Genomic DNA, 17,881 nt, shown 5'->3' on the forward strand with positions numbered 1-17,881 from the left:
GTGGTGAAGCCGGGCGGGCGTCTGTCGCTGCAGAAGCACCATCATCGCGCCGAGCACTGGATCGTGGTCCGCGGCACGGCCCGCGTCACCGTCAACGAGACCGTCAAAAGCGTGCACGAGAACGAGTCCATCTACATCCCGATGGGCGCGGTGCACCGGATGGAGAACCCCGGTAAAATCATGCTGGAGCTGATCGAGGTCCAGACTGGAAGCTATCTCGGGGAAGACGACATCATCCGGATTGAAGACGACTATCAAAGGTCGTAACCAGCACACTCCGAATCACGCGACCCGGGCCAAAAGAGTGGTCTCTTCCAGAGGCTTAAGGCCCGGGAAACGTGTAACTTTTTGAATCAAATCGTGTCCGGACCGCTAGCTCCGCATTCGCCACAGATGTGGCGTCCGTGCTAGAAGCGCCCCGGGGATTTGCGTTGAATCGGGGTTTGCTCACATGAGTTCCACAGGATCTGCACCGGCAAAGGCCGGCTTGCGCGTCGGCGTCATTGGCGCCGGCGTGATGGGCAGCAACCACGCGCGCGTGCTCGCGGGTCTTCCCGGTGTCAGCCTCGTCGGCGTCGTCGATCCTTCGCCGGCACATCGCACGCGGGCGATGGAGCTTGCCAATTGCGCGAGCTTCGAGACGCTCGACCAGCTCTTGGCCGAAGGGGTCGATGCCGTCACCATTGCGGCGCCAACTCATCTGCATCACGAGGTCTCGCTCGCCTGCATCGCCAGGAACATCCACGTGATGGTCGAGAAGCCGATTGCGTCCACGGTCGCGGAAGGCCGCGAGATCGTCACGGCTGCGCAAAAGGCCGGCGTGACGCTGATGGTCGGCCATGTCGAGCGCTTCAATCCGGCCGTTGCCGCCGTCAAGCAGGCGATCGCGGGCGAGGATATTCTGTCGATCGCGATCACGCGCGTCGGCCCATTCCCGCCGCGCATGTCCAATGTCGGCGTCGTCATCGATCTTGCCGTGCACGACATCGATCTGATCCGCTGGTTCACCGAATCCGACATCGTCGAGGTGCAGCCGCAATTGTCGAGTGCGGTCGCCGAGCGCGAGGACATCGCGCTCTTGCAGTTCCGCACCGCCAACGGCGTGCTCGCGCACATCAACACCAACTGGCTGACGCCGTTCAAGGCGCGCAGCGTCACGGTCGCGACCCGCGGCAAATACGTGATGGGCGATCTCCTGACGCGCCAGGTCACCGAATGTTTCGGCTTCAAGCCTGACGGCAGCTATTCGATGCGGCATCTGCCTGTCGGCCATGACGAGCCGCTCCGCGCCGAACTGATCGCGTTCCTCAAGGCCGTGCGCAACGGCGAGACGCCGGCGGTCACCGGTGACGAAGGCGTCGCCAGCCTCGAGATCGCGACGCAGTGCCTGGAAACGCCGTCGCGGCCCGCCGCCAAGTCGTCCGCCCTCAAGGGCCCGCGCCGCGTCGCCGGCTGATCCCATTCCATGTTGACCGATCAAAACCCGCAAGGCGCCATGAACCAGCATCTGCGTTCCGAACCCATTCCCTTCATCGACGTCGCCTCGCAGCGCCGCCGGCTCGGCGACTCGCTCGATGCCGCCGTGAAGCGCGTTCTCGATCATTGTCAGTTCGTCAACGGCCCTGAAGTCGCCGAGCTCGAGAAGCAGCTTGCGGCCTATTGCGGCGCCAAGCACGTCATCGGCTGCGCCAGCGGCACCGATGCGATCCTGATGGTGATGATGGCGAAGAATGTCGGGCCGGGCGACGCCGTGCTGTGTCCGTCCTTCACCTTCATCGCGACGGCTTCGCCCGTGGCCCGGACCGGCGCGACGCCGGTTTATGTCGACGTCGACGAGACCACCTTCAACATGAGCCCGGAATCGCTCAAGCGCGGCATCGCGACCGCCCGCAAGGCCGGCCTCAAGCCGGTCGCGGTGATTCCGGTCGATTTGTTCGGCCAGCCGGCCGATCACGACGCCATCGCGGAGATCGCCAAGGCCGAAGGCTTGTTCGTGCTCGATGACGCTGCGCAGGGTTTTGGCGCGAGCTACAAGGGCCGCAAGCTCGGCACCTTTGGGCTCGCCACCGCGACCAGCTTCTTTCCCGCGAAGCCGCTCGGCTGCTTCGGTGACGGCGGCGCGATCTTCACCGATGACGACGAGCTCGCGGCGACGCTGCGCAGCATCCGCGTGCACGGGCAGGGCGTCGACAAATACGACAACGTCCGCCTCGGCCTGACCGGCCGGCTCGACACCATGCAGGCCGCGATCCTGATCGAGAAGCTGAAGATCTTCGACGACGAGATCGCCGCCCGCAACAAGGTCGCGGAGCGCTACGCGCGCGGTCTCGGTAATGTGGTCACGGTGCCGCGCGTGGCGCCCGGCAATACGTCGGTCTGGGCGCAGTACACGATCCGCCTCCCTGAGGGTACCGACCGCGACGGCTTTGCCGCCGCGCTGAAGGCCCAGGGCGTGCCGACGGCGATCTACTACGGCAAGTCGATGCATCAGCAGACGGCCTACAAGCAGTACCCGGTCGCCGAGGGCGGCCTGCCGGGCTGCGAGAGCCTGTCGCAGGACGTCATCAGCCTGCCGATGCATGCCTATTTGACCGAAGCCGATCAGGAGCGAATCATCGCGGCCGTGCGCGGCGCGCTTTCAGCCTGATTTCCCCGTTTTGCTGCGCGAGCTCTTCCTTTAGAAGGGAACGATGCTCGGACGTATCTTCACGGTTGGTGGCTACACGCTGCTCTCGCGGCTGACGGGATTTGCCCGCGACATCATGCTTGCCGCGATTCTCGGCGCCGGCCCCGTGGCCGACGCCTTTTTCGTGGCGCTGCGGCTGCCCAACCATTTCCGTGCGATCTTCGCCGAGGGCGCCTTCAACGCCGCCTGGGTGCCGGCCTATGCGCACGTGCACGGTGAGCGCGGGGAGGGGGCGGCAAGATTGTTCGCCGACCGCATCTTCACGCTGCTGCTGGCCTCGCAGGTGGTGCTGCTGATCGTCGCCTGGGTGTTCATGCCGCAGGCCATGAGCATTTTGGCGCCCGGCTTTTCCGAGGACGCCGAGCAGCGCAAGCTCGCGATCGAGCTGACCCGGATCACCTTTCCCTATCTGCTGCTGATCACGCTGGTGACGCTCTATGGCGGCATGCTCAACGTGATGCAGCGCTTTGCGAGCGCCGCAGCCGCGTCGATCTTCCTCAACATCTCGATGATGATGACGCTGGCGCTCGCCGCATGGTTTCCCGGCGCGGGCCACGCTGCCGCCTGGGGTGTCCTGATCTCGGGTTTTTTGCAGTATTTCCTGCTCGCCGGCGATCTCGCCCGCCATGGCGGCCTGCCGCGCTTTGCGCCGCTCAAGCTCGACGAAGACGTCCGCGCATTCTTTAAAGCACTCGGGCCGGCGACGCTGGGCTCGATGGGCACGCAGCTCGCGCTGTTTGCCGACACCATCATCGCGACTTTCCTGCCGGCGGGCGCGCTGTCGGCGCTGTATTACGCCGACCGTCTCAACCAGCTCCCGATCGGCGTGATCGGCATTGCCATCGGCACGGTGCTGCTGCCGGAGATGTCGCGGCGGATCACGGCCAACGACCAAGACGGTGCGATGAAGGCGCAGCGCCGCGCGTTCGATTTCACGCTGCTGTTCTCGGTGCCGTTCGTGGCCGCCTTCCTCACCGTGCCCGACGCGATCATGCGCGCGCTGTTCGCCCGTGGTGCGTTCTCGAAAGCCGATGCCGCCGCTGCCGGCGCCACGCTCGCGGCCTATGCCATCGGCCTGATCCCCTTCGTACTGATCCGCAGCGCGGTCGCGACCTTCTACGCGCGCAAGGACACGGCGACGCCGGTGCGGGCGTCGCTGACCGGCATCGCGGTCAACGTCGCCTTGAAAATTGCCTTGATGGGATCGCTGGCCCAGATCGGGCTTGCGCTGGCCACTGCCGTCGGCGTCTGGACCAACCTGCTACTGGTGCTGTTCTTCGCGGTGCGGCGAGGCTTTCTCGTGCCGGACCGCGCCTGGCTGTTGTCGCTCGCCAAATTCCTGCTGACCGGGCTCATCCTGGCCGCCGCCTTCTGGCTCATCGCGCGCTTCAGCAGTCCTTCGTTGGGCTCGATGCACTTCCGGGACGAATTGACGCTGCTTCTGCTGGCCGTCGGAGGTACGATCGTCTATGCGCTCGCCATCCTTGCGCTGTTCGGGCGCCGCTGGCTGGTCTCACTGGTGCGGGGTTAACTTTTTCATATTTTCAACGCATTGACGGCTCGAGCTTGTCGGCACGGGCCAGTCTCGATCGTCCTTGGATGGACACATCTCGGAAGTGCGGCGGATGGACCCTGCACACGTGACGTGATGCCGTCACCTCGAGCCGGCAAAATTCGAACCAGGAGCACTGTTTATGAGGATCACCGTCGAAACCAACGTAGCAGCCCCTATCGATCAGGTCTGGCGCGCTTATACGACGCCTGCCGACATCATGAAGTGGAACGCCGCGTCCGACGACTGGCATACGACCAAGGCGACCGTCGACCTGCGAGAAGGCGGTGTCTTCTCATCGCGCATGGAGGCCAAGGACGGCAGCATGGGCTTTGACTTCGCCGGTACCTACACGAAAATCGTCGAGCACAAGCGTATCGAATACGCGTTCGGCGAGCGAAATGCCGAAGTCGAGTTTGTGCCCGGCCCGAAGGGCATTCTGGTTCGCGTGGTCTTCGATGGCGAATCGACGCACTCGGTCGAGCAGCAGCAAGGCGGTTGGCAGGCAATCCTCGACAACTTCGCACGATACGTGGAAGCGAAGCAGACGAAGTCCTGAGGCGTGTGTAGGGGCAAGAAAGCGCCAGAGTAAGGGGCTCGCTTCCAGGGTGCAACCGACCTCCACACATCTCTTGATTTTGCGCGATTGCTATGGTAATCGCAGCGCATGATCAAATCAGTGCGCAAACTCAACCGCAACCACATGACCCGCTTCGGCCGGGCCGTGGAAGGAGTCGCGCGCTAGAAATTCGACGACGACATCTTTTCACCAGGCCCCGCCGGCATCGGACGGGGCCTTTTGTTTGGCCACGCTTCCCTGCCGGCACAACAGCAGGAGCGTCCCATGCCACCCCAACAGACGATCATGACATCCGAGCCGGAGAGGCTCCCCCTCGAGCTTGCCTCGACGTGGAGCATCCCAGGCTTGCTCGCGCGATACTGGCGTGCGCTCCAGGACTGGCGCTGGCGGCAGGGCCCACAAATCGCCTTGCGGGACCTGAGTGACCGGGAGCTGATGGATATCGGCCTGACGCGCGGCGAGATCGACTACATCTCGCCGGAACGGGCTATCGATAGGCTGAGGGATCACGCCAGAGATCTATGGAGCCGCGGGGGGATGTAACTGATGAGCCATCCGAAGCGGAGATGCGCTTTGCGAGCAAGCAGCCGTCAGCACGGCTGCTTGTTCTCAGGCGTGCACTGCGGGCGGGTTCGGCAACTATCATGCCATCAAGCGGACCGTTCCTCACGGCGAAATGACCGAGTTGCGGCGCTCCCGTTCCATCCTGCTCTGACAGGTGAGGGCGCTGGACGGTTTTCGCATGGCTAAACCCGTTTGCCTTGCCAGTTTTTCCACGGCAATATGCCGGCAAAACAACCATGAGAAACGGGACGAGAAAAATGGCGGCTCCCATCAAGTTTGGCGTTGGCCAAAGCGTGTTGCGCAAGGAGGATGACGCGCTCATCCGCGGCAAGGGCCGCTATACCGACGATTATGCGCCGCAGGCCGTGCTTCACGCCCTGATGCTGCGCTCGCCGCATGCGCATGCCAAATACACCATCGATGCGAGCCGCGCCCGCACCCTTCCCGGCGTCGCGCTGATCCTGACCGCGGATGACGTCAAGGATCTCGGCAATCTGCCCTGCCTGTTCAATCTCGAGACCGATCCCTTCACCGGGCCGCCTTACCCGATCCTCGCCAAGGACGAAGTGCGCCATGTCGGCGATTCCATCGCCTTCGTGGTCGCCGAGACCATCGACCAGGCCCGCGACGCGATCGAGGCGATCGAGGTCAAATGGAGCCCGCTGCCGGCGGTGACCGGTGTCGTCAATGCCGTGAAGAAGGGCGCGCCGCAGGTCTGGCCGGACAAGCCCGGCAACGTGCTGTTCGACGTCTCGATCGGTGACAAGAAAGCGACCGAAGCGGCGTTTGCCAAAGCGCATGCGGTGGCCGAGATCTCGATCGTCAATCCGCGCGTGGTCGCGAACTTCATGGAGACGCGCGCGGCGGTGTGCGAATACGACGCCAAGCGCGACCATCTGACGCTGACGGTCGGCAGCCAGGGCAGCCATCGCCTGCGCGATATCCTCTGCCAGAACGTGCTCAACATTCCGACCGACAAGATGCGGGTGATCTGCCCCGACGTCGGCGGCGGCTTCGGCACGAAGCTGTTTCCCTATCGGGAATACGCCCTGTTGGCAGTCGCCGCGCGAAAGCTGAAGAAGGCGGTGAAATGGGCCGCCGACCGTACCGAGCATTTCATGGGCGACGCGCAGGGCCGCGACAACGTCACCACCGCGAAGATGGCGCTGGCCGAGGACGGCAAGTTCCTGGCGATGGATTGCGACCTGATGGGCGACATGGGCGCGTATCTGTCGACCTTCGGGCCCTATATCCCGCATGGCGGCGCCGGCATGCTGCCGGGCCTCTACGACATCCAGGCGTTCCACTGCCGGGTGCGCACCATCTTCACCAACAGCGTGCCGGTCGATGCCTATCGCGGCGCCGGGCGGCCCGAGGCTGCTTACGTCATCGAACGTCTCGTGGACGCCTGCGCGCGAAAGCTCGACATGACGGTGGATGCCATCCGCCGCAAGAATTTCATCCAGCCGAAGGCGCTGCCCTACAAGACCGCGACCGGCAAAGTCTACGATTCCGGCGACTTCGCCGCGCATCTGAAGCGCGCGATGGAGATCGCCGATTGGAAGGAGTTTGGCAAGCGCGCCAAGGCGGCCAAGAAGAACGGCCTGATCCGCGGCATCGGACTTGCGAGCTATGTCGAGGTCTGCGGCACCATGGGCGAGGAGACCGCCAATGTGCGGATGGACCCCAATGGCGATATCACGGTCCTGATCGGCACCCAGTCGAGCGGGCAGGGCCACCAGACCGCCTATGCGCAGATCGTTGCCGAGCAGTTCGGCGTGGCGCCCGAGCGCGTGCACGTCCACCAGGGCGACACCGACATGATCGCCACGGGCCTCGGCACCGGCGGCTCGGCTTCGATCCCGTCGGGCGGTGTCAGCGTCGAACGCGCGACCCGCGAGCTCGGGCAGAAGCTGAAGGAAATCGCGGCCCAGGCGCTGGAAGCCAGCGCCGGCGACCTCGAGATCACCGACGGCATCGTGCGCATCGCCGGCACCGACCGCTCGATCTCGTTCACTGATCTCGCCAAGCGGCCCGGCGCGGATCCCTCGAAGCTGAACGCGAGCGCGACCTTCGCCAGCGCCGACGGCACCTATCCCAACGGCACCCATGTCGCCGAGGTCGAGATCGATCCGGCCACCGGCATCATCAAAATCGTCAACTACGTGATCGTCGACGATTTCGGCATGACGCTCAATCCGCTGCTGCTGGCCGGCCAGGTCCATGGCGGCGCCATGCAGGGCATCGGCCAGGCGCTGATGGAGCAGGTGGTCTATGGCGCGGGCGACGGCCAGCTCGTCACCGCGACCTTCATGGACTACGCGCTGCCGCGCGCGGCGGACGGGCCGGCCTTCGTGTTCGAGACCGCCAACGTTCCCTGCAAGACCAATCCGCTGGGGGTGAAGGGCGCGGGCGAGGCCGGTGCGATCGGGTCCTGCCCGGCGGTCGTCAACGCCATCGTCGACGGGCTCTGGCGCGAATACAAGATCGACCACATCGACATGCCGGCGACCCCGGAACGGGTGTGGATCGCCATCAACGAGCACCATCGCCGTCACAGCCTGTGACAATCTTCCACGGGAATGAAATCTGCCGAGCGGTGTTGGCCCATTGAGGGGTCAGCACGATCCTGCATCAAGGAAAGGGATTTTGCGAATGAAGCGAGTGTTGGTGGTTGGGGGCGCGCTCCTGCTCGGTATGGGCGCGGTTTGGGCACAACAGGATTCCGTCAAGGAAGTGCAGACTCTCATGAAGGGCAACGGCAAGAACGCCGGCGCAGTGGCGGCCATGGTCAAGGGCGAGAAGCCCTATGATCAGGCCACTGTGGACAGCGCGCTGGCGCAGTTCGAGGACACCGCCAAGAAGCTGCCGCACCTGTTTCCGGCGAGCGCAAAGGGTATGAAGCCCGAGGGCGACTACAGCGCCTCGCCGAAGATCTGGGAGGACAAGGCCGGGTTCGATGCGAAGGTCGCGAGCTTCGCCAAGGTCGTCGGCGAGGCCAAGGGCAAGATCAAGGATCTCGACTCGCTCAAGGCGAATTTCCCCGCGGTCGGCAAGGAATGCGGCGGCTGCCACGAGACGTTTCGTGTGAAGAACGGTTGACGGAAGAAAAAGATTCGTAGCCCGGATTGCGCTTCGCTCCATCCGGGCTACTGGGAATCGGGAAAAAGCGGTTGCGAAAGCAGCCGCTTTTTTCATGTCGGCGCGCAGCGCTGCTGGAAATTCTATCCGCAAGGCCTGACGGATCGCTACCGGAGCAGCTATCTTTGCTCCAGCCGCCGCGGCATTGGCGTGAGCTTTTGACGCTGACGCATCTCGCTCCTGACTGCGTCACGACATCAGGAGTTCCAACCCGCGGCGAGCGCCTCAATCAGCAACAGCGAGACAAGCCATGGTAAAACCGTTCCCGTCTAAGACGCACATCGGCAACCATATGCTGCATCCGGAAACGCTGATGCTGACCTATGGCTATGATCCGCAATTGTCGGAAGGCGCCGTCAAGCCGCCGGTGTTCCTGACCTCGACCTTCGTGTTCAAGACGGCCGAGGACGGGCAGGACTTCTTCGATTTCGTCTCCGGCCGGCGCGAGCCGCCGGAAGGAATGGGCGCGGGCCTGGTCTATTCGCGCTTCAATCACCCCAACAGCGAAATCGTCGAGGACAGGCTCGCGATCTACGAGCGCACCGAGAGCTGTGCGCTGTTCTCATCCGGCATGGCGGCCATCGCGACCACGATCCTGGCGTTCGTCCGCCCCGGCGACGTCATTCTGCACTCCCAGCCGCTTTACGGCGGCACGGAAACGCTGCTGACGAATACGCTTGCGCGTCTGTCGATCGGCGCCGTCGGCTTCGCCGATGGCGTCGATGAAGCCGTGGTCAGCCAGGCCGCGGAGGAGGCCATGCGCAAGGGCCGGATTTCGATGATCCTGATCGAGACCCCGGCCAACCCGACCAACGGGCTGGTCGACATCGCGATGATGCGGCGTGTCGCTGAGAGCATCGGAAAGACCCAAGGACACGTTCCGATCATCGCCTGCGACAATACGCTGCTCGGGCCGGTGTTTCAGCGACCGATCGAGCACGGCGCCGATATTTCCCTGTACTCGCTCACGAAATATGTCGGCGGTCATTCAGATCTGATCGCGGGCGCCGCGCTCGGCGCGAAGGCGGTGGTGAAAGGCATCAAGGCGCTGCGGGGCGCCATCGGCACCCAGCTCGATCCGCATTCCTGCTGGATGATCAACCGCTCGCTCGAGACGCTGAGCCTGCGCATGGAAAAGGCGGATGCGAATGCGCGCCTCGTGGCGGACTATCTGCGCGATCATCCCAAAGTGGCCAAGGTGCACTATCTCGGTCATCACGACGCGGCGTCGCCGGACGGACTTGTGTTTGCGCGGCAATGCTCGGGGGCAGGGTCCACGTTCTCGTTCGACATCTTCGGGGGCAAGGCCGCCGCCATGAAATTCCTCAACGCGCTGCAAATCCTCAAGCTGGCGGTGAGCCTTGGTGGAACGGAGTCGCTTGCGAGCCTGCCTGCCACCATGACCCACTCCGGCGTCCCCGCCGACATCCGCCGGAAGATCGGCGTGCTCGATTCCACGATCCGGCTGTCGATCGGCATCGAGCACCCGTCGGATTTGATCGCCGACCTCGCGCAGGCGCTGAACGCAGCCGAACCTGAGGTGTGACGCCTGCGCCAGCGCTACGCGGAATCGAAAAGGGCGGTTGCGCAAGCAGCCGCCCCTTTTGTTGGTCTGTGCGAAGCTTACTTCGTCACCTGACCACGGATCTCGCCCCCCGGATTGGCCGCGGTGTGGATGTTGACGTAGAGTTTGCCGCCGAGCAGATCGGCGGCCTGCGCGTCGGTCAGCGTCGCCGAGCCCTCGGCCGGGCTGGTCGCAGCGCCTGGGATCGGGATCGCAACGCCGGCGTTCTTGCCGGGCTCGGCAGGTCCGTGGAAATGCGCGGCGGTGGCGGGCCCGGACAGGCCGGAATAGGTGACCTTCCAGGACAGCTTCTTGCTGGCGGCGTCGTAATCCAGATCGGCCGTTCCGGTGCCGCTGCTGGTCGTTGCGGGGACCTCCGACTTGGCGTCGAGCGTTGCTTTCAGCTTTTCCGCGCTGGCCGAACCCGCAAAAGCAACGGCGCCAAGCACTGACATGGCGATGACGATCTTGTTCATGATTTTTCTCCCTGCTGAACCCGTTTGGGCTGCCAAACTTCCAACAGCCGGCATTGCAGTTTATTCCCGTTTCAGGCTGCGGTGGGCTAAATTCTTCGTGGCTGGAGCCGCGAGGACATCGGTCATAAGCTTCGCCGCGACGACGAAAGGACCGCATGTTGCGACGAACAATCTCCGTGGCGCTGCTCGCCGCACTCGCCACAGCCGGCGTCTATTGGTGGCTCAGCGCGCCGGTGGGGGCGGCCGTCGGCACCGCGCCTGCCCGCGTCCCTGATCTTGCCAATGGCCAGGTGATGTTCAACGCCGGCGGCTGCCCCTCATGCCATGCCGTCCCCGACCAGCCCGATCGTCTCAGGCTCGGCGGCGGCGTCGCGATCAAGTCGCCGTTCGGAACGTTCTACGCGCCGAACATCTCGTCCGATCCGACCGATGGCATCGGCAAATGGAACGATGCCGAATTCGTCAATGCGGTGATGCACGGGGTCTCGCCGGACGGAGGGCATTATTTTCCGGCCTTTCCCTATACGTCCTATCAGCACGCCAGGCGCGAGGACGTGCTCGATCTCTTTGCGTACCTGAAAACGCTGCCGGCCGTCGCAGGCAAGGTGCGCGACCACGATGTGCGCTTTCCGTTCAACATCCGGCGTAACGTCGGCATTTGGAAATTCTTATTTCTGGACGACAAGCCCTTCGTCCCCGACAGCGCGAAGTCACCGCAGTGGAATCGCGGCGCCTATCTCGTCAACAGTTTTGGCCATTGCGCGGAATGCCACAGCCCGCGCAACGCGCTTGGCGGCATCACCGCCGCACAACGCTTCGCTGGAGGCCCCAATCCGGAAGGCGAGGGATGGGTGCCCAACATCACCCAGAAGGGCCTTGGCGAGTGGAGCGCGAAGGATATTGCCTATTTCCTGAAGACCGGCGAATTGCCCGACGGCGACAGCGTCGGCGGCGCGATGACGCGGGTGATCAAGAACACCTCGCAACTGCCGGACGACGATCTCGCGGCGATGGCGGACTATCTCAAATCGCTGCCGCCGGTGGACGGTCCGCCGCGTCCCAAGCGCAAGGAGGGCGGCACCTGATTGGGCCTGCCCTTTTTCGGACGGTCAACTCGCGCCAAACGCCTTGAAGGTGATGATGGTGAGGGTGTCCTGGATGCCGGGCAGCACCTGCACCTTCTCGTTGACGAAGTGGCCGATATCGGTGTCGTTGTCGACGTAAAACTTCACCAGCAGGTCGTATTGCCCGGCCGTGGAATAGATCTCGGAGGCGATCTCGGCTTCGGCAAGCGCATTGGCGACCACATAGGATTGGCCGAGCTTGCATTTGATCTGGACGAAAAAGGGAACCATCGCGGTCACTCCGAAAGCATATCTGACGGCTAATAGGCCAAACCCGGCCGGATTTAGCAAGCGAACTTGCTGGGCTGGGAGAGGCGCGCTAGGACGGGCCATGGCTTCGAAAACGCTGAAGAGCGCCCCATGACGACACCCGTAGCGCTGACCATTGCCGGCTCCGATTCGAGCGGCGGCGCCGGCATCCAGGCCGACCTGAAGACCTTTGCCGCGCTCGGCGTTTTTGGCGCTTCCGCCATCACGGCGCTGACGGCGCAGAACACCCGCGGCGTCACCGGCATTCACGCCGTGCCCGCCGAATTCGTCACCGCGCAGATCGACGCGGTGTTTTCCGATCTTGAGGTCGGCGCGGTCAAGATCGGCATGGTGGCGCAAGCCGCCAGCATCGATGCGATCGCGGCCGCGCTGTCGCGCTGGGCGCCCGGGCATATCGTGCTCGATCCCGTGATGGTGGCGACGTCGGGCGATCGCCTGCTCGCGTCCGATGCCGTCGATGCCCTGCGCATCAAGCTGATGCCGCTGGCCTCGGTGATCACACCCAATCTGCCCGAGGCCGCGGCTCTGCTCGACGAGCCGGTCGCGGCCAGCGAGGCCGAGATCGAAAGCCAGGGGCGCCGGCTGCTGGCGCTCGGCAGTCGTGCGGTCCTGATCAAGGGCGGCCACGGCGAGGGCGCCGAGAGTATCGATTATCTCGTCGATGCCAGCACCACGATCGCGCTCGCCGCGCCGCGCGTTGCCACAAGCAACACCCATGGCACGGGCTGCTCGCTGTCCTCGGCGGTCGCCGCAGGGCTCGCCAGAGGCGAGGATCTCGAGCGCGCCGTGCGCAACGCCAAGACCTGGATCAGCGCGGCGATCGCCGCCGCCGACCGCTTCAGCGTCGGCCACGGACACGGCCCGATCCATCATTTCCATAAATTTTACTGAACGCCGGTCGCGAGCGCGCCACCGCTAGTCCCTCCCGCCATGCAGCTCCGGGTTCTTGCGGAGGGCGCTGCGACGCCATGTCGCCTGATTGTCGCATGCGACTGATATTCGCGGGTGGGCGAGGCAAGCGCGATTCGTATCTGAGGGTGCCTCAAAGGTTCGATTGGTCATCCCCCTGTCACGGGACATTGTTACAGGCTGGCGCATGGGAAGTTACGATGTGAGTGACGAGAGCCCGGAGCGGCGCTTTCGCACGTTGTTCATCTCCGACGTTCATCTCGGAGCCCGCGGTTCTCAAGCCGATCTTCTGCTCGATTTCCTGCGTTTCCATGATGCCGACACGATCTATCTCGTCGGCGATATCGTCGACGGCTGGGCGCTGAAATCGAGCTGGCATTGGCCGCAATCGCATAACGACCTCGTCCAGAAGCTTTTGCGCAAGGCGCGCAAGGGCGCCAAGGTCATCTACATCCCCGGCAATCACGACGAGTTCCTGCGCAACTATTACGGCACGCATTTCGGCGGCATCGACGTGGTCGAGAACACCGTCCACACCGGCGCGGACGGCAAGCGCTATCTCGTCATCCATGGCGACATCTTCGACCTCGTGGTGCAGAACGCACGCTGGCTCGCCCATCTCGGCGACAAGGCCTACGACTTCGCGATCCAGCTCAATCGCTTCGTCAACTTCTTTAGGCGCATGTTCAAGGTGCCCTATTGGTCGCTGTCGCAATGGGCCAAGCAGAAGGTCAAGAACGCGGTCAACTATATCGGCGCGTTCGAGCAGGCGCTCGCCGCCGAAGCGCGGCGCCACGACGCCGACGGCGTGATCTGCGGACACATCCACTACGCGGTGATCCGCGACGAGGGCGGCATCCGCTACATGAATTGCGGCGACTGGGTCGAGAGCTGCACGGCACTGGTCGAGCACGACGAGGGCCATTTCGAGATCATCACCTGGGCGAACCAGGCCGAGAAGCCGGCACAGGTCCCGCAGATCGCAGCCAAAGCCGCATGACAAGGGCAGCCTGATGCGCATCCTGGTCGCGACCGACGCCTGGCACCCGCAAGTCAACGGTGTGGTTCGGACGCTGACCAAGCTTGCCGACGCCGCCAAAAGTCTCGACGTCGAATTCTCGTTCCTGACGCCGCAATGGTTCCGCACCTTTGCGATGCCGAGCTATCGGGACGTGCGGGTGGCCATGCCGCGCCCGGGCAGAATCGCGAAGCTGATCGAAGAGGCGCGCCCGGACAGCATCCACATCGCGACGGAGGGGCCGATCGGCCTGATGGTCCGCCGCTATTGCCGGCAGCGCAAGCTGCCCTTCACGACCAGCTTCCACACCCGCTTTCCCGAATATGTCCGCGCCCGCGTGCCGGTGCCGGGCTCGCTGATCTGGCGGGCGCTGCGCCGATTCCATAGCCCCAGCCGCGCCGTGATGGCGGCGACGCCGGCGCTCGCCAGTGAGCTGACCGAGCGCGGCTTCGACAATGTCGTGCTGTGGCCGCGCGGCGTCGACCCCCATCTGTTCCATCCCCGCGCGATCGATCTCTGCCTGCCGGCGCCGGTGTTCCTCTCGGTCGGTCGGGTCGCGGTGGAGAAGAATCTCGAGGCGTTCCTCGACCTCGAGCTGCCCGGCACCAAGGTGATCGTCGGTGACGGCCCGGCGCGTGTCGCGCTGGAGGAGGCCTATCCGGACGCGATCTTCCTCGGCGAAAAGCATGGCGAGGAGCTGGCGGACATCTACGCGGCCGCCGATGTCTTCGTGTTTCCGAGCAAGACCGACACGTTCGGCCTCGTTCTGCTCGAAGCCTTGGCGAGCGGCCTGCCTGTCGCGGCGTTTCCGGTGAAGGGGCCCCGCGACGTGATCGGCGATGCGCCGGTCGGCGCGCTCGATCACGATCTGCGCAGCGCCTGCTTCGCCGCGCTGGATATCTGCCGGCAGGACTGCGTGGAATTCGCCGCCAACTACACCTGGGAGGCCTCGGCTCGGGCCTTTGTCGACAGCATTTTGGCGGTCGGCGCGGTGCTGCCGGGCCGGAACGGGGCGGAGCCGGCGCGATTCGTCGCCTGAGGGGAAGAAGCCCTCGCCCGGAGATGCCTTGCCCGCGCCTCATCCGGCGCGATAACATCAGGCATGACAGAACAGCTTCTTCCGATCGGCCCTGCCGATATCGACGCCGCAGCACGCGTGATCGCACCCTTCGCCGTCCGCACCCCGCTGTTGTCCTTTCCCGTGCTCAACGAGCGTGTCGGCGCAAAGGTCTATCTCAAGCCGGAGATGCTCCAGCGCACCGGGTCGTTCAAGTTTCGCGGTGCCTTCAACAAGGTCGCCTCGATCCCGCAGGACAAGCGCGCCGGCGGCGTGGTCGCGTTCTCCTCCGGCAACCACGCCCAGGGCGTGGCGGCGGCGGCAAAGATCCTCGACATGCAGGCGACCATCGTGATGCCCGCGGATGCGCCGTTGTCAAAGCGCGAGCGTACCAAATCCTACGGTGCCGAGGTCGTGCTGTACGACCGCGACCGCGACGACCGCGAGGCGATCTCGCGCGGCATCGCCGAGAAGCGCGGCGCGACTCTGGTCAGGCCCTATGACGATCCCTTCGTGATCGCCGGTCAAGGCACCGCCGGCCGCGAGATCGCCGAGGACATGGCGGCGCTCGGTTTCAGCCCCGACATCGTGGTCGCCCCGGCCTCCGGCGGCGGCCTGATCGCCGGCGTTGCAACGGCTGTGAAGGCGCGTTTTCCGCTGGCCGAGATCGTGGTGGCCGAGCCCGACGCGTTCGACGATCACGGCCTGTCGCTGACCGCGGGCCACCGCGAGCCGCACGCACCCGCCGGCCGCACCATCTGCGATGCGCTGATGGCCCTGATCCCCGGCGAGATGACCTTTGCGATCAACAGCAAGCTGCTCGCGCGCGGCGTGACCGCCTCGGACAAGGAAGTCGGCGCGGCCGTCGCCTTTGCCTATCGCGAGCTGAAGCTCGTGGTCGAACCGGGCGGAGCGGTCGGCCTGGCGGCGCTGCTTGCGGGACGACTTGATGTTGCCGGCAAGAATGTCGTCATCGTGCTCTCCGGCGGCAATGTCGACGCTGATCTGTTTGCCGAGCTGGTGGCCTGATAATCAATCTTCTGACATCAAGAAGGGCAGAGCGTCACCGCTCTGCCCTTTGTCGTGTGTGGCCGACCGCGATCAGTGCATGAAGCCGCGGTGGTTGTTGCCGCTGTTGCCACCCTGGCTCTGGTTCATCGACTGCCGGAAATTGTTGCTGCCGTTGTTGACGATCCGGTTGGTCTCATTGAACTGCGGGTGGTTGTTGTTCTGCACCTGCACCTTGTTCACGGGGTTGTTGCTGATCTTCGCCCCGTTGTTGATGCGGATCGGGTTGTTCTGCGTCTGAACGTTGACGGGCTTCGTATCGATGGTCGTGCCGCCCTTGCCGACATTGACCGGCATGCTCACGATCTTGCCAGGATTGCCACTGGTTGTGCCGTTGGCAGTACCATTCGGCGTCTTGTTGGTCGCAGGCAGCGTCACGATCTTGCCGATGCCGCCATTGTTGTTGGTGGTGTTGGTCGGCGCAGGCAGGGTCACGATCTTGCCCGGGGTCTGCGACGGCGTGCCGTTCTGCTGGTTGGGCTGGTTGTTGCCCGCGAGCAGGTTGACGATCTGGCCGCCATTGCCGAGCTTGCCGATGCCGTTATTGTCGCCCGACTTCTGCACGATCGGCAAATTGCCGTTCACTTGCGCGCCGCCATTACCCTGCTGCAGCGGCATGTATTTGGGCTGGCCGAGATTGCCGATCTTGAAGGTCGGGGCGATATTCTGCGGCGCCAGGAACTTGGTCGCCTGCATCAAGGGGATCTGCTTCGGCTGCATCTGGAGCTTCAGCGCGACCTGCGCATAGGGCGTGTTGCCGTAGCTGTCGTAGAAGTTCTTGTAGCCGAGCGGCGAGTTCGCGAGCACCGCCTTGTGCCAGGCCTGCGTGAGCAGCAGGTTGTTGAGCAGCCAGCGGACGTGATCGCACAGCGGGTCGTGCGGATACATCGTGATGAATTCCTGATAGTACTCCGGCCGTGCTTCGGACACGACGTAGTCATAGGCTTGGCGCGTCGAGCGGCTCGGCAGATTGGAGGCCATCTGCACCACAGGCGCATTCACCGGTGCGCGGCTGGCGGCAACCGCGGTGTCGCCGAAGAAGGTGAAGTCGGACGTGAGCGACGAGCTCTCCCACGGGATCTGCGCGCCGCTGGTGGTCTGGTTCACTTCGAGGCGCACGCGCTTGAACAGCTGCTCGATCGGCACGTTGGGCTCGCGCGCGACGTTCAGGAAGGCCTGCGTGTAGGGGCTGTGGCCGCCGGTGCCGTCCTGCGCTTCGGCGCCCGGCGCGGTCGAGTAGCCGACGATCGAGCCGTTCGGGGCATCGACGATGGCCAGGCCGCGGCCGGCATCGTTCACGTTCGGGAACGGGTTATTGCGGCAGGCATCGAGGATGACGATGCGCATACGGCTCGGGATCGTCTCCAGCGTCGACATCACGTCGACCAGGCGGACGGAGTTGTTGACGAGTTCGGTCTGGCTCGAGACCTTGGCGTCGACCGGAACGAGGTAGTTCTCGCCGGCGAGTTGCACGCCGTGACCGGCATAGTAGACCATCGCCACCGTGTTCGGACCACGCGCCGACACTTTGGCGGAGAAGTCCTGGACGACGCGGAGCATGTCGTTCTGGGTGAGGTCGGTCGCGGCGACCACTTCGAAGCCGGCGGAGTTCAGGAACTTCGCCATGGACTCCGCGTCGTTGTCCGGATTGGCGAGCTGCGGCGCGTTCTGATAGTTCGAATTGCCGATCACCAGCGCGACACGCTGTTCCGGGCCTTGCAGCGCGGTAGGGGCCGGCTCGACCGGGGCGACTTGCGCGGAAACTGGGCCGCAGGCAAAGCCGAACAGGCTCCCCAGCAGGCTAGCCGTCATCAGGAAGGGTTTTAGGCGGAACATGGCGTGCTCCTTTGGCACTGATCTCGATACGAGATT

At 64.3% G+C, this 17,881-nt stretch carries 17 protein-coding genes; 14 read left to right on the top strand and 3 right to left on the bottom strand.

Features of this window, described 5'->3' with window-relative positions; all coding sequences use genetic code 11:
• The 9 genes from AC0L3B_RS33870 to AC0L3B_RS33910 form a co-directional block, all read left to right on the top strand.
• Nucleotides 1–267 (top strand): cupin domain-containing protein (locus tag AC0L3B_RS33870; RefSeq protein ID WP_473333206.1); only part of this gene is annotated, 267 nt, incomplete at its 5' end.
• Between the two features lie 184 nt (nucleotides 268–451).
• Nucleotides 452–1,456, top strand: coding sequence for a Gfo/Idh/MocA family protein (locus AC0L3B_RS33875; RefSeq protein WP_247819919.1), 1,005 nt, complete (start codon nucleotides 452–454; stop codon nucleotides 1,454–1,456).
• A gap of 39 nt (nucleotides 1,457–1,495) precedes the next feature.
• Nucleotides 1,496–2,647: a DegT/DnrJ/EryC1/StrS family aminotransferase gene (locus AC0L3B_RS33880; protein ID WP_247541691.1), complete on the top strand. Its 1,152-nt coding sequence runs from the start codon at nucleotides 1,496–1,498 to the stop codon at nucleotides 2,645–2,647.
• Between the two features lie 43 nt (nucleotides 2,648–2,690).
• Nucleotides 2,691–4,217, top strand: a complete 1,527-nt coding sequence (gene murJ, locus AC0L3B_RS33885) for a murein biosynthesis integral membrane protein MurJ (RefSeq protein WP_018457510.1) — start codon at nucleotides 2,691–2,693, stop codon at nucleotides 4,215–4,217.
• Nucleotides 4,218–4,380: 163 nt separating this feature from the next.
• Nucleotides 4,381–4,797, top strand: a complete 417-nt coding sequence (locus tag AC0L3B_RS33890) for an SRPBCC family protein (RefSeq protein ID WP_085348818.1) — start codon at nucleotides 4,381–4,383, stop codon at nucleotides 4,795–4,797.
• Between the two features lie 285 nt (nucleotides 4,798–5,082).
• Nucleotides 5,083–5,361, top strand: a complete 279-nt coding sequence (locus AC0L3B_RS33895; RefSeq protein ID WP_085348852.1) for a DUF1127 domain-containing protein — start codon at nucleotides 5,083–5,085, stop codon at nucleotides 5,359–5,361.
• 278 nt (nucleotides 5,362–5,639) lie between these two features.
• A complete protein-coding gene (locus AC0L3B_RS33900) occupies nucleotides 5,640–7,949 on the top strand; it encodes a xanthine dehydrogenase family protein molybdopterin-binding subunit (RefSeq protein WP_247392532.1) in 2,310 nt (769 codons plus the stop codon).
• Nucleotides 7,950–8,037: 88 nt separating this feature from the next.
• Complete coding sequence (locus tag AC0L3B_RS33905; RefSeq protein ID WP_018457514.1) at nucleotides 8,038–8,484, top strand: c-type cytochrome; 447 nt, start codon at nucleotides 8,038–8,040, stop codon at nucleotides 8,482–8,484.
• Between the two features lie 289 nt (nucleotides 8,485–8,773).
• Nucleotides 8,774–10,069 (top strand): cystathionine gamma-synthase family protein, encoded by a 1,296-nt coding sequence (locus tag AC0L3B_RS33910; protein ID WP_473381816.1) that lies wholly within the window; start codon nucleotides 8,774–8,776, stop codon nucleotides 10,067–10,069.
• Nucleotides 10,070–10,146: 77 nt separating this feature from the next.
• Here AC0L3B_RS33910 and AC0L3B_RS33915 read toward each other — a convergent pair whose 3' ends face one another.
• The gene (locus AC0L3B_RS33915; protein WP_007602019.1) at nucleotides 10,147–10,563 is read right to left on the bottom strand and encodes a CHRD domain-containing protein; all 417 of its coding nucleotides are present in this window, start codon (nucleotides 10,561–10,563) and stop codon (nucleotides 10,147–10,149) included.
• A 155-nt stretch (nucleotides 10,564–10,718) separates the two neighbouring features.
• On the opposite strand from AC0L3B_RS33915, the gene AC0L3B_RS33920 reads away from it, so the two are divergent.
• Entirely contained in the window at nucleotides 10,719–11,648 is a 930-nt protein-coding gene (locus tag AC0L3B_RS33920) for a c-type cytochrome (protein ID WP_473381817.1), read from the top strand.
• A 24-nt stretch (nucleotides 11,649–11,672) separates the two neighbouring features.
• On the opposite strand, the gene AC0L3B_RS33925 is transcribed toward AC0L3B_RS33920, so the two are convergent.
• The gene (locus AC0L3B_RS33925; protein ID WP_007602021.1) at nucleotides 11,673–11,918 is read right to left on the bottom strand and encodes an Lrp/AsnC ligand binding domain-containing protein; all 246 of its coding nucleotides are present in this window, start codon (nucleotides 11,916–11,918) and stop codon (nucleotides 11,673–11,675) included.
• A 129-nt stretch (nucleotides 11,919–12,047) separates the two neighbouring features.
• Between AC0L3B_RS33925 and thiD the strand changes: the two genes are divergently transcribed.
• The 4 genes from thiD (at nucleotide 12,048) to AC0L3B_RS33945 (ending at nucleotide 15,970) form a co-directional block, all read left to right on the top strand.
• Entirely contained in the window at nucleotides 12,048–12,848 is an 801-nt protein-coding gene (thiD, locus tag AC0L3B_RS33930) for a bifunctional hydroxymethylpyrimidine kinase/phosphomethylpyrimidine kinase (protein WP_247361715.1), read from the top strand.
• Between the two features lie 205 nt (nucleotides 12,849–13,053).
• Nucleotides 13,054–13,866 (top strand): UDP-2,3-diacylglucosamine diphosphatase, encoded by an 813-nt coding sequence (locus tag AC0L3B_RS33935; RefSeq protein ID WP_085348823.1) that lies wholly within the window; start codon nucleotides 13,054–13,056, stop codon nucleotides 13,864–13,866.
• A 13-nt stretch (nucleotides 13,867–13,879) separates the two neighbouring features.
• A complete protein-coding gene (locus tag AC0L3B_RS33940; protein WP_473381819.1) occupies nucleotides 13,880–14,923 on the top strand; it encodes a glycosyltransferase family 4 protein in 1,044 nt (347 codons plus the stop codon).
• Nucleotides 14,924–14,986: 63 nt separating this feature from the next.
• The gene (locus AC0L3B_RS33945) at nucleotides 14,987–15,970 is read left to right on the top strand and encodes a threonine/serine dehydratase (protein ID WP_204511770.1); all 984 of its coding nucleotides are present in this window, start codon (nucleotides 14,987–14,989) and stop codon (nucleotides 15,968–15,970) included.
• 72 nt (nucleotides 15,971–16,042) lie between these two features.
• On the opposite strand, the gene AC0L3B_RS33950 is transcribed toward AC0L3B_RS33945, so the two are convergent.
• A complete protein-coding gene (locus AC0L3B_RS33950; protein WP_473381825.1) occupies nucleotides 16,043–17,845 on the bottom strand; it encodes a caspase family protein in 1,803 nt (600 codons plus the stop codon).
• Between the last annotated feature and the right edge of the window lie 36 nt (nucleotides 17,846–17,881).

The sequence above is a fragment of the Bradyrhizobium sp. Kon56 genome, assembly GCF_055807635.1.

Coding starts and splice junctions, on each gene's coding strand:
- AC0L3B_RS33875 (WP_247819919.1), top strand. CDS start 452: ATGAGTTCCACAGGATCTGCACCGGCAAAGGCCGGCTTGCGCGTCGGC.
- AC0L3B_RS33880 (WP_247541691.1), top strand. CDS start 1,496: ATGAACCAGCATCTGCGTTCCGAACCCATTCCCTTCATCGACGTCGCC.
- murJ (WP_018457510.1), top strand. CDS start 2,691: ATGCTCGGACGTATCTTCACGGTTGGTGGCTACACGCTGCTCTCGCGG.
- AC0L3B_RS33890 (WP_085348818.1), top strand. CDS start 4,381: ATGAGGATCACCGTCGAAACCAACGTAGCAGCCCCTATCGATCAGGTC.
- AC0L3B_RS33895 (WP_085348852.1), top strand. CDS start 5,083: ATGCCACCCCAACAGACGATCATGACATCCGAGCCGGAGAGGCTCCCC.
- AC0L3B_RS33900 (WP_247392532.1), top strand. CDS start 5,640: ATGGCGGCTCCCATCAAGTTTGGCGTTGGCCAAAGCGTGTTGCGCAAG.
- AC0L3B_RS33905 (WP_018457514.1), top strand. CDS start 8,038: ATGAAGCGAGTGTTGGTGGTTGGGGGCGCGCTCCTGCTCGGTATGGGC.
- AC0L3B_RS33910 (WP_473381816.1), top strand. CDS start 8,774: ATGGTAAAACCGTTCCCGTCTAAGACGCACATCGGCAACCATATGCTG.
- AC0L3B_RS33915 (WP_007602019.1), bottom strand. CDS start 10,563: ATGAACAAGATCGTCATCGCCATGTCAGTGCTTGGCGCCGTTGCTTTT.
- AC0L3B_RS33920 (WP_473381817.1), top strand. CDS start 10,719: ATGTTGCGACGAACAATCTCCGTGGCGCTGCTCGCCGCACTCGCCACA.
- AC0L3B_RS33925 (WP_007602021.1), bottom strand. CDS start 11,918: ATGGTTCCCTTTTTCGTCCAGATCAAATGCAAGCTCGGCCAATCCTAT.
- thiD (WP_247361715.1), top strand. CDS start 12,048: ATGACGACACCCGTAGCGCTGACCATTGCCGGCTCCGATTCGAGCGGC.
- AC0L3B_RS33935 (WP_085348823.1), top strand. CDS start 13,054: ATGGGAAGTTACGATGTGAGTGACGAGAGCCCGGAGCGGCGCTTTCGC.
- AC0L3B_RS33940 (WP_473381819.1), top strand. CDS start 13,880: ATGCGCATCCTGGTCGCGACCGACGCCTGGCACCCGCAAGTCAACGGT.
- AC0L3B_RS33945 (WP_204511770.1), top strand. CDS start 14,987: ATGACAGAACAGCTTCTTCCGATCGGCCCTGCCGATATCGACGCCGCA.
- AC0L3B_RS33950 (WP_473381825.1), bottom strand. CDS start 17,845: ATGTTCCGCCTAAAACCCTTCCTGATGACGGCTAGCCTGCTGGGGAGC.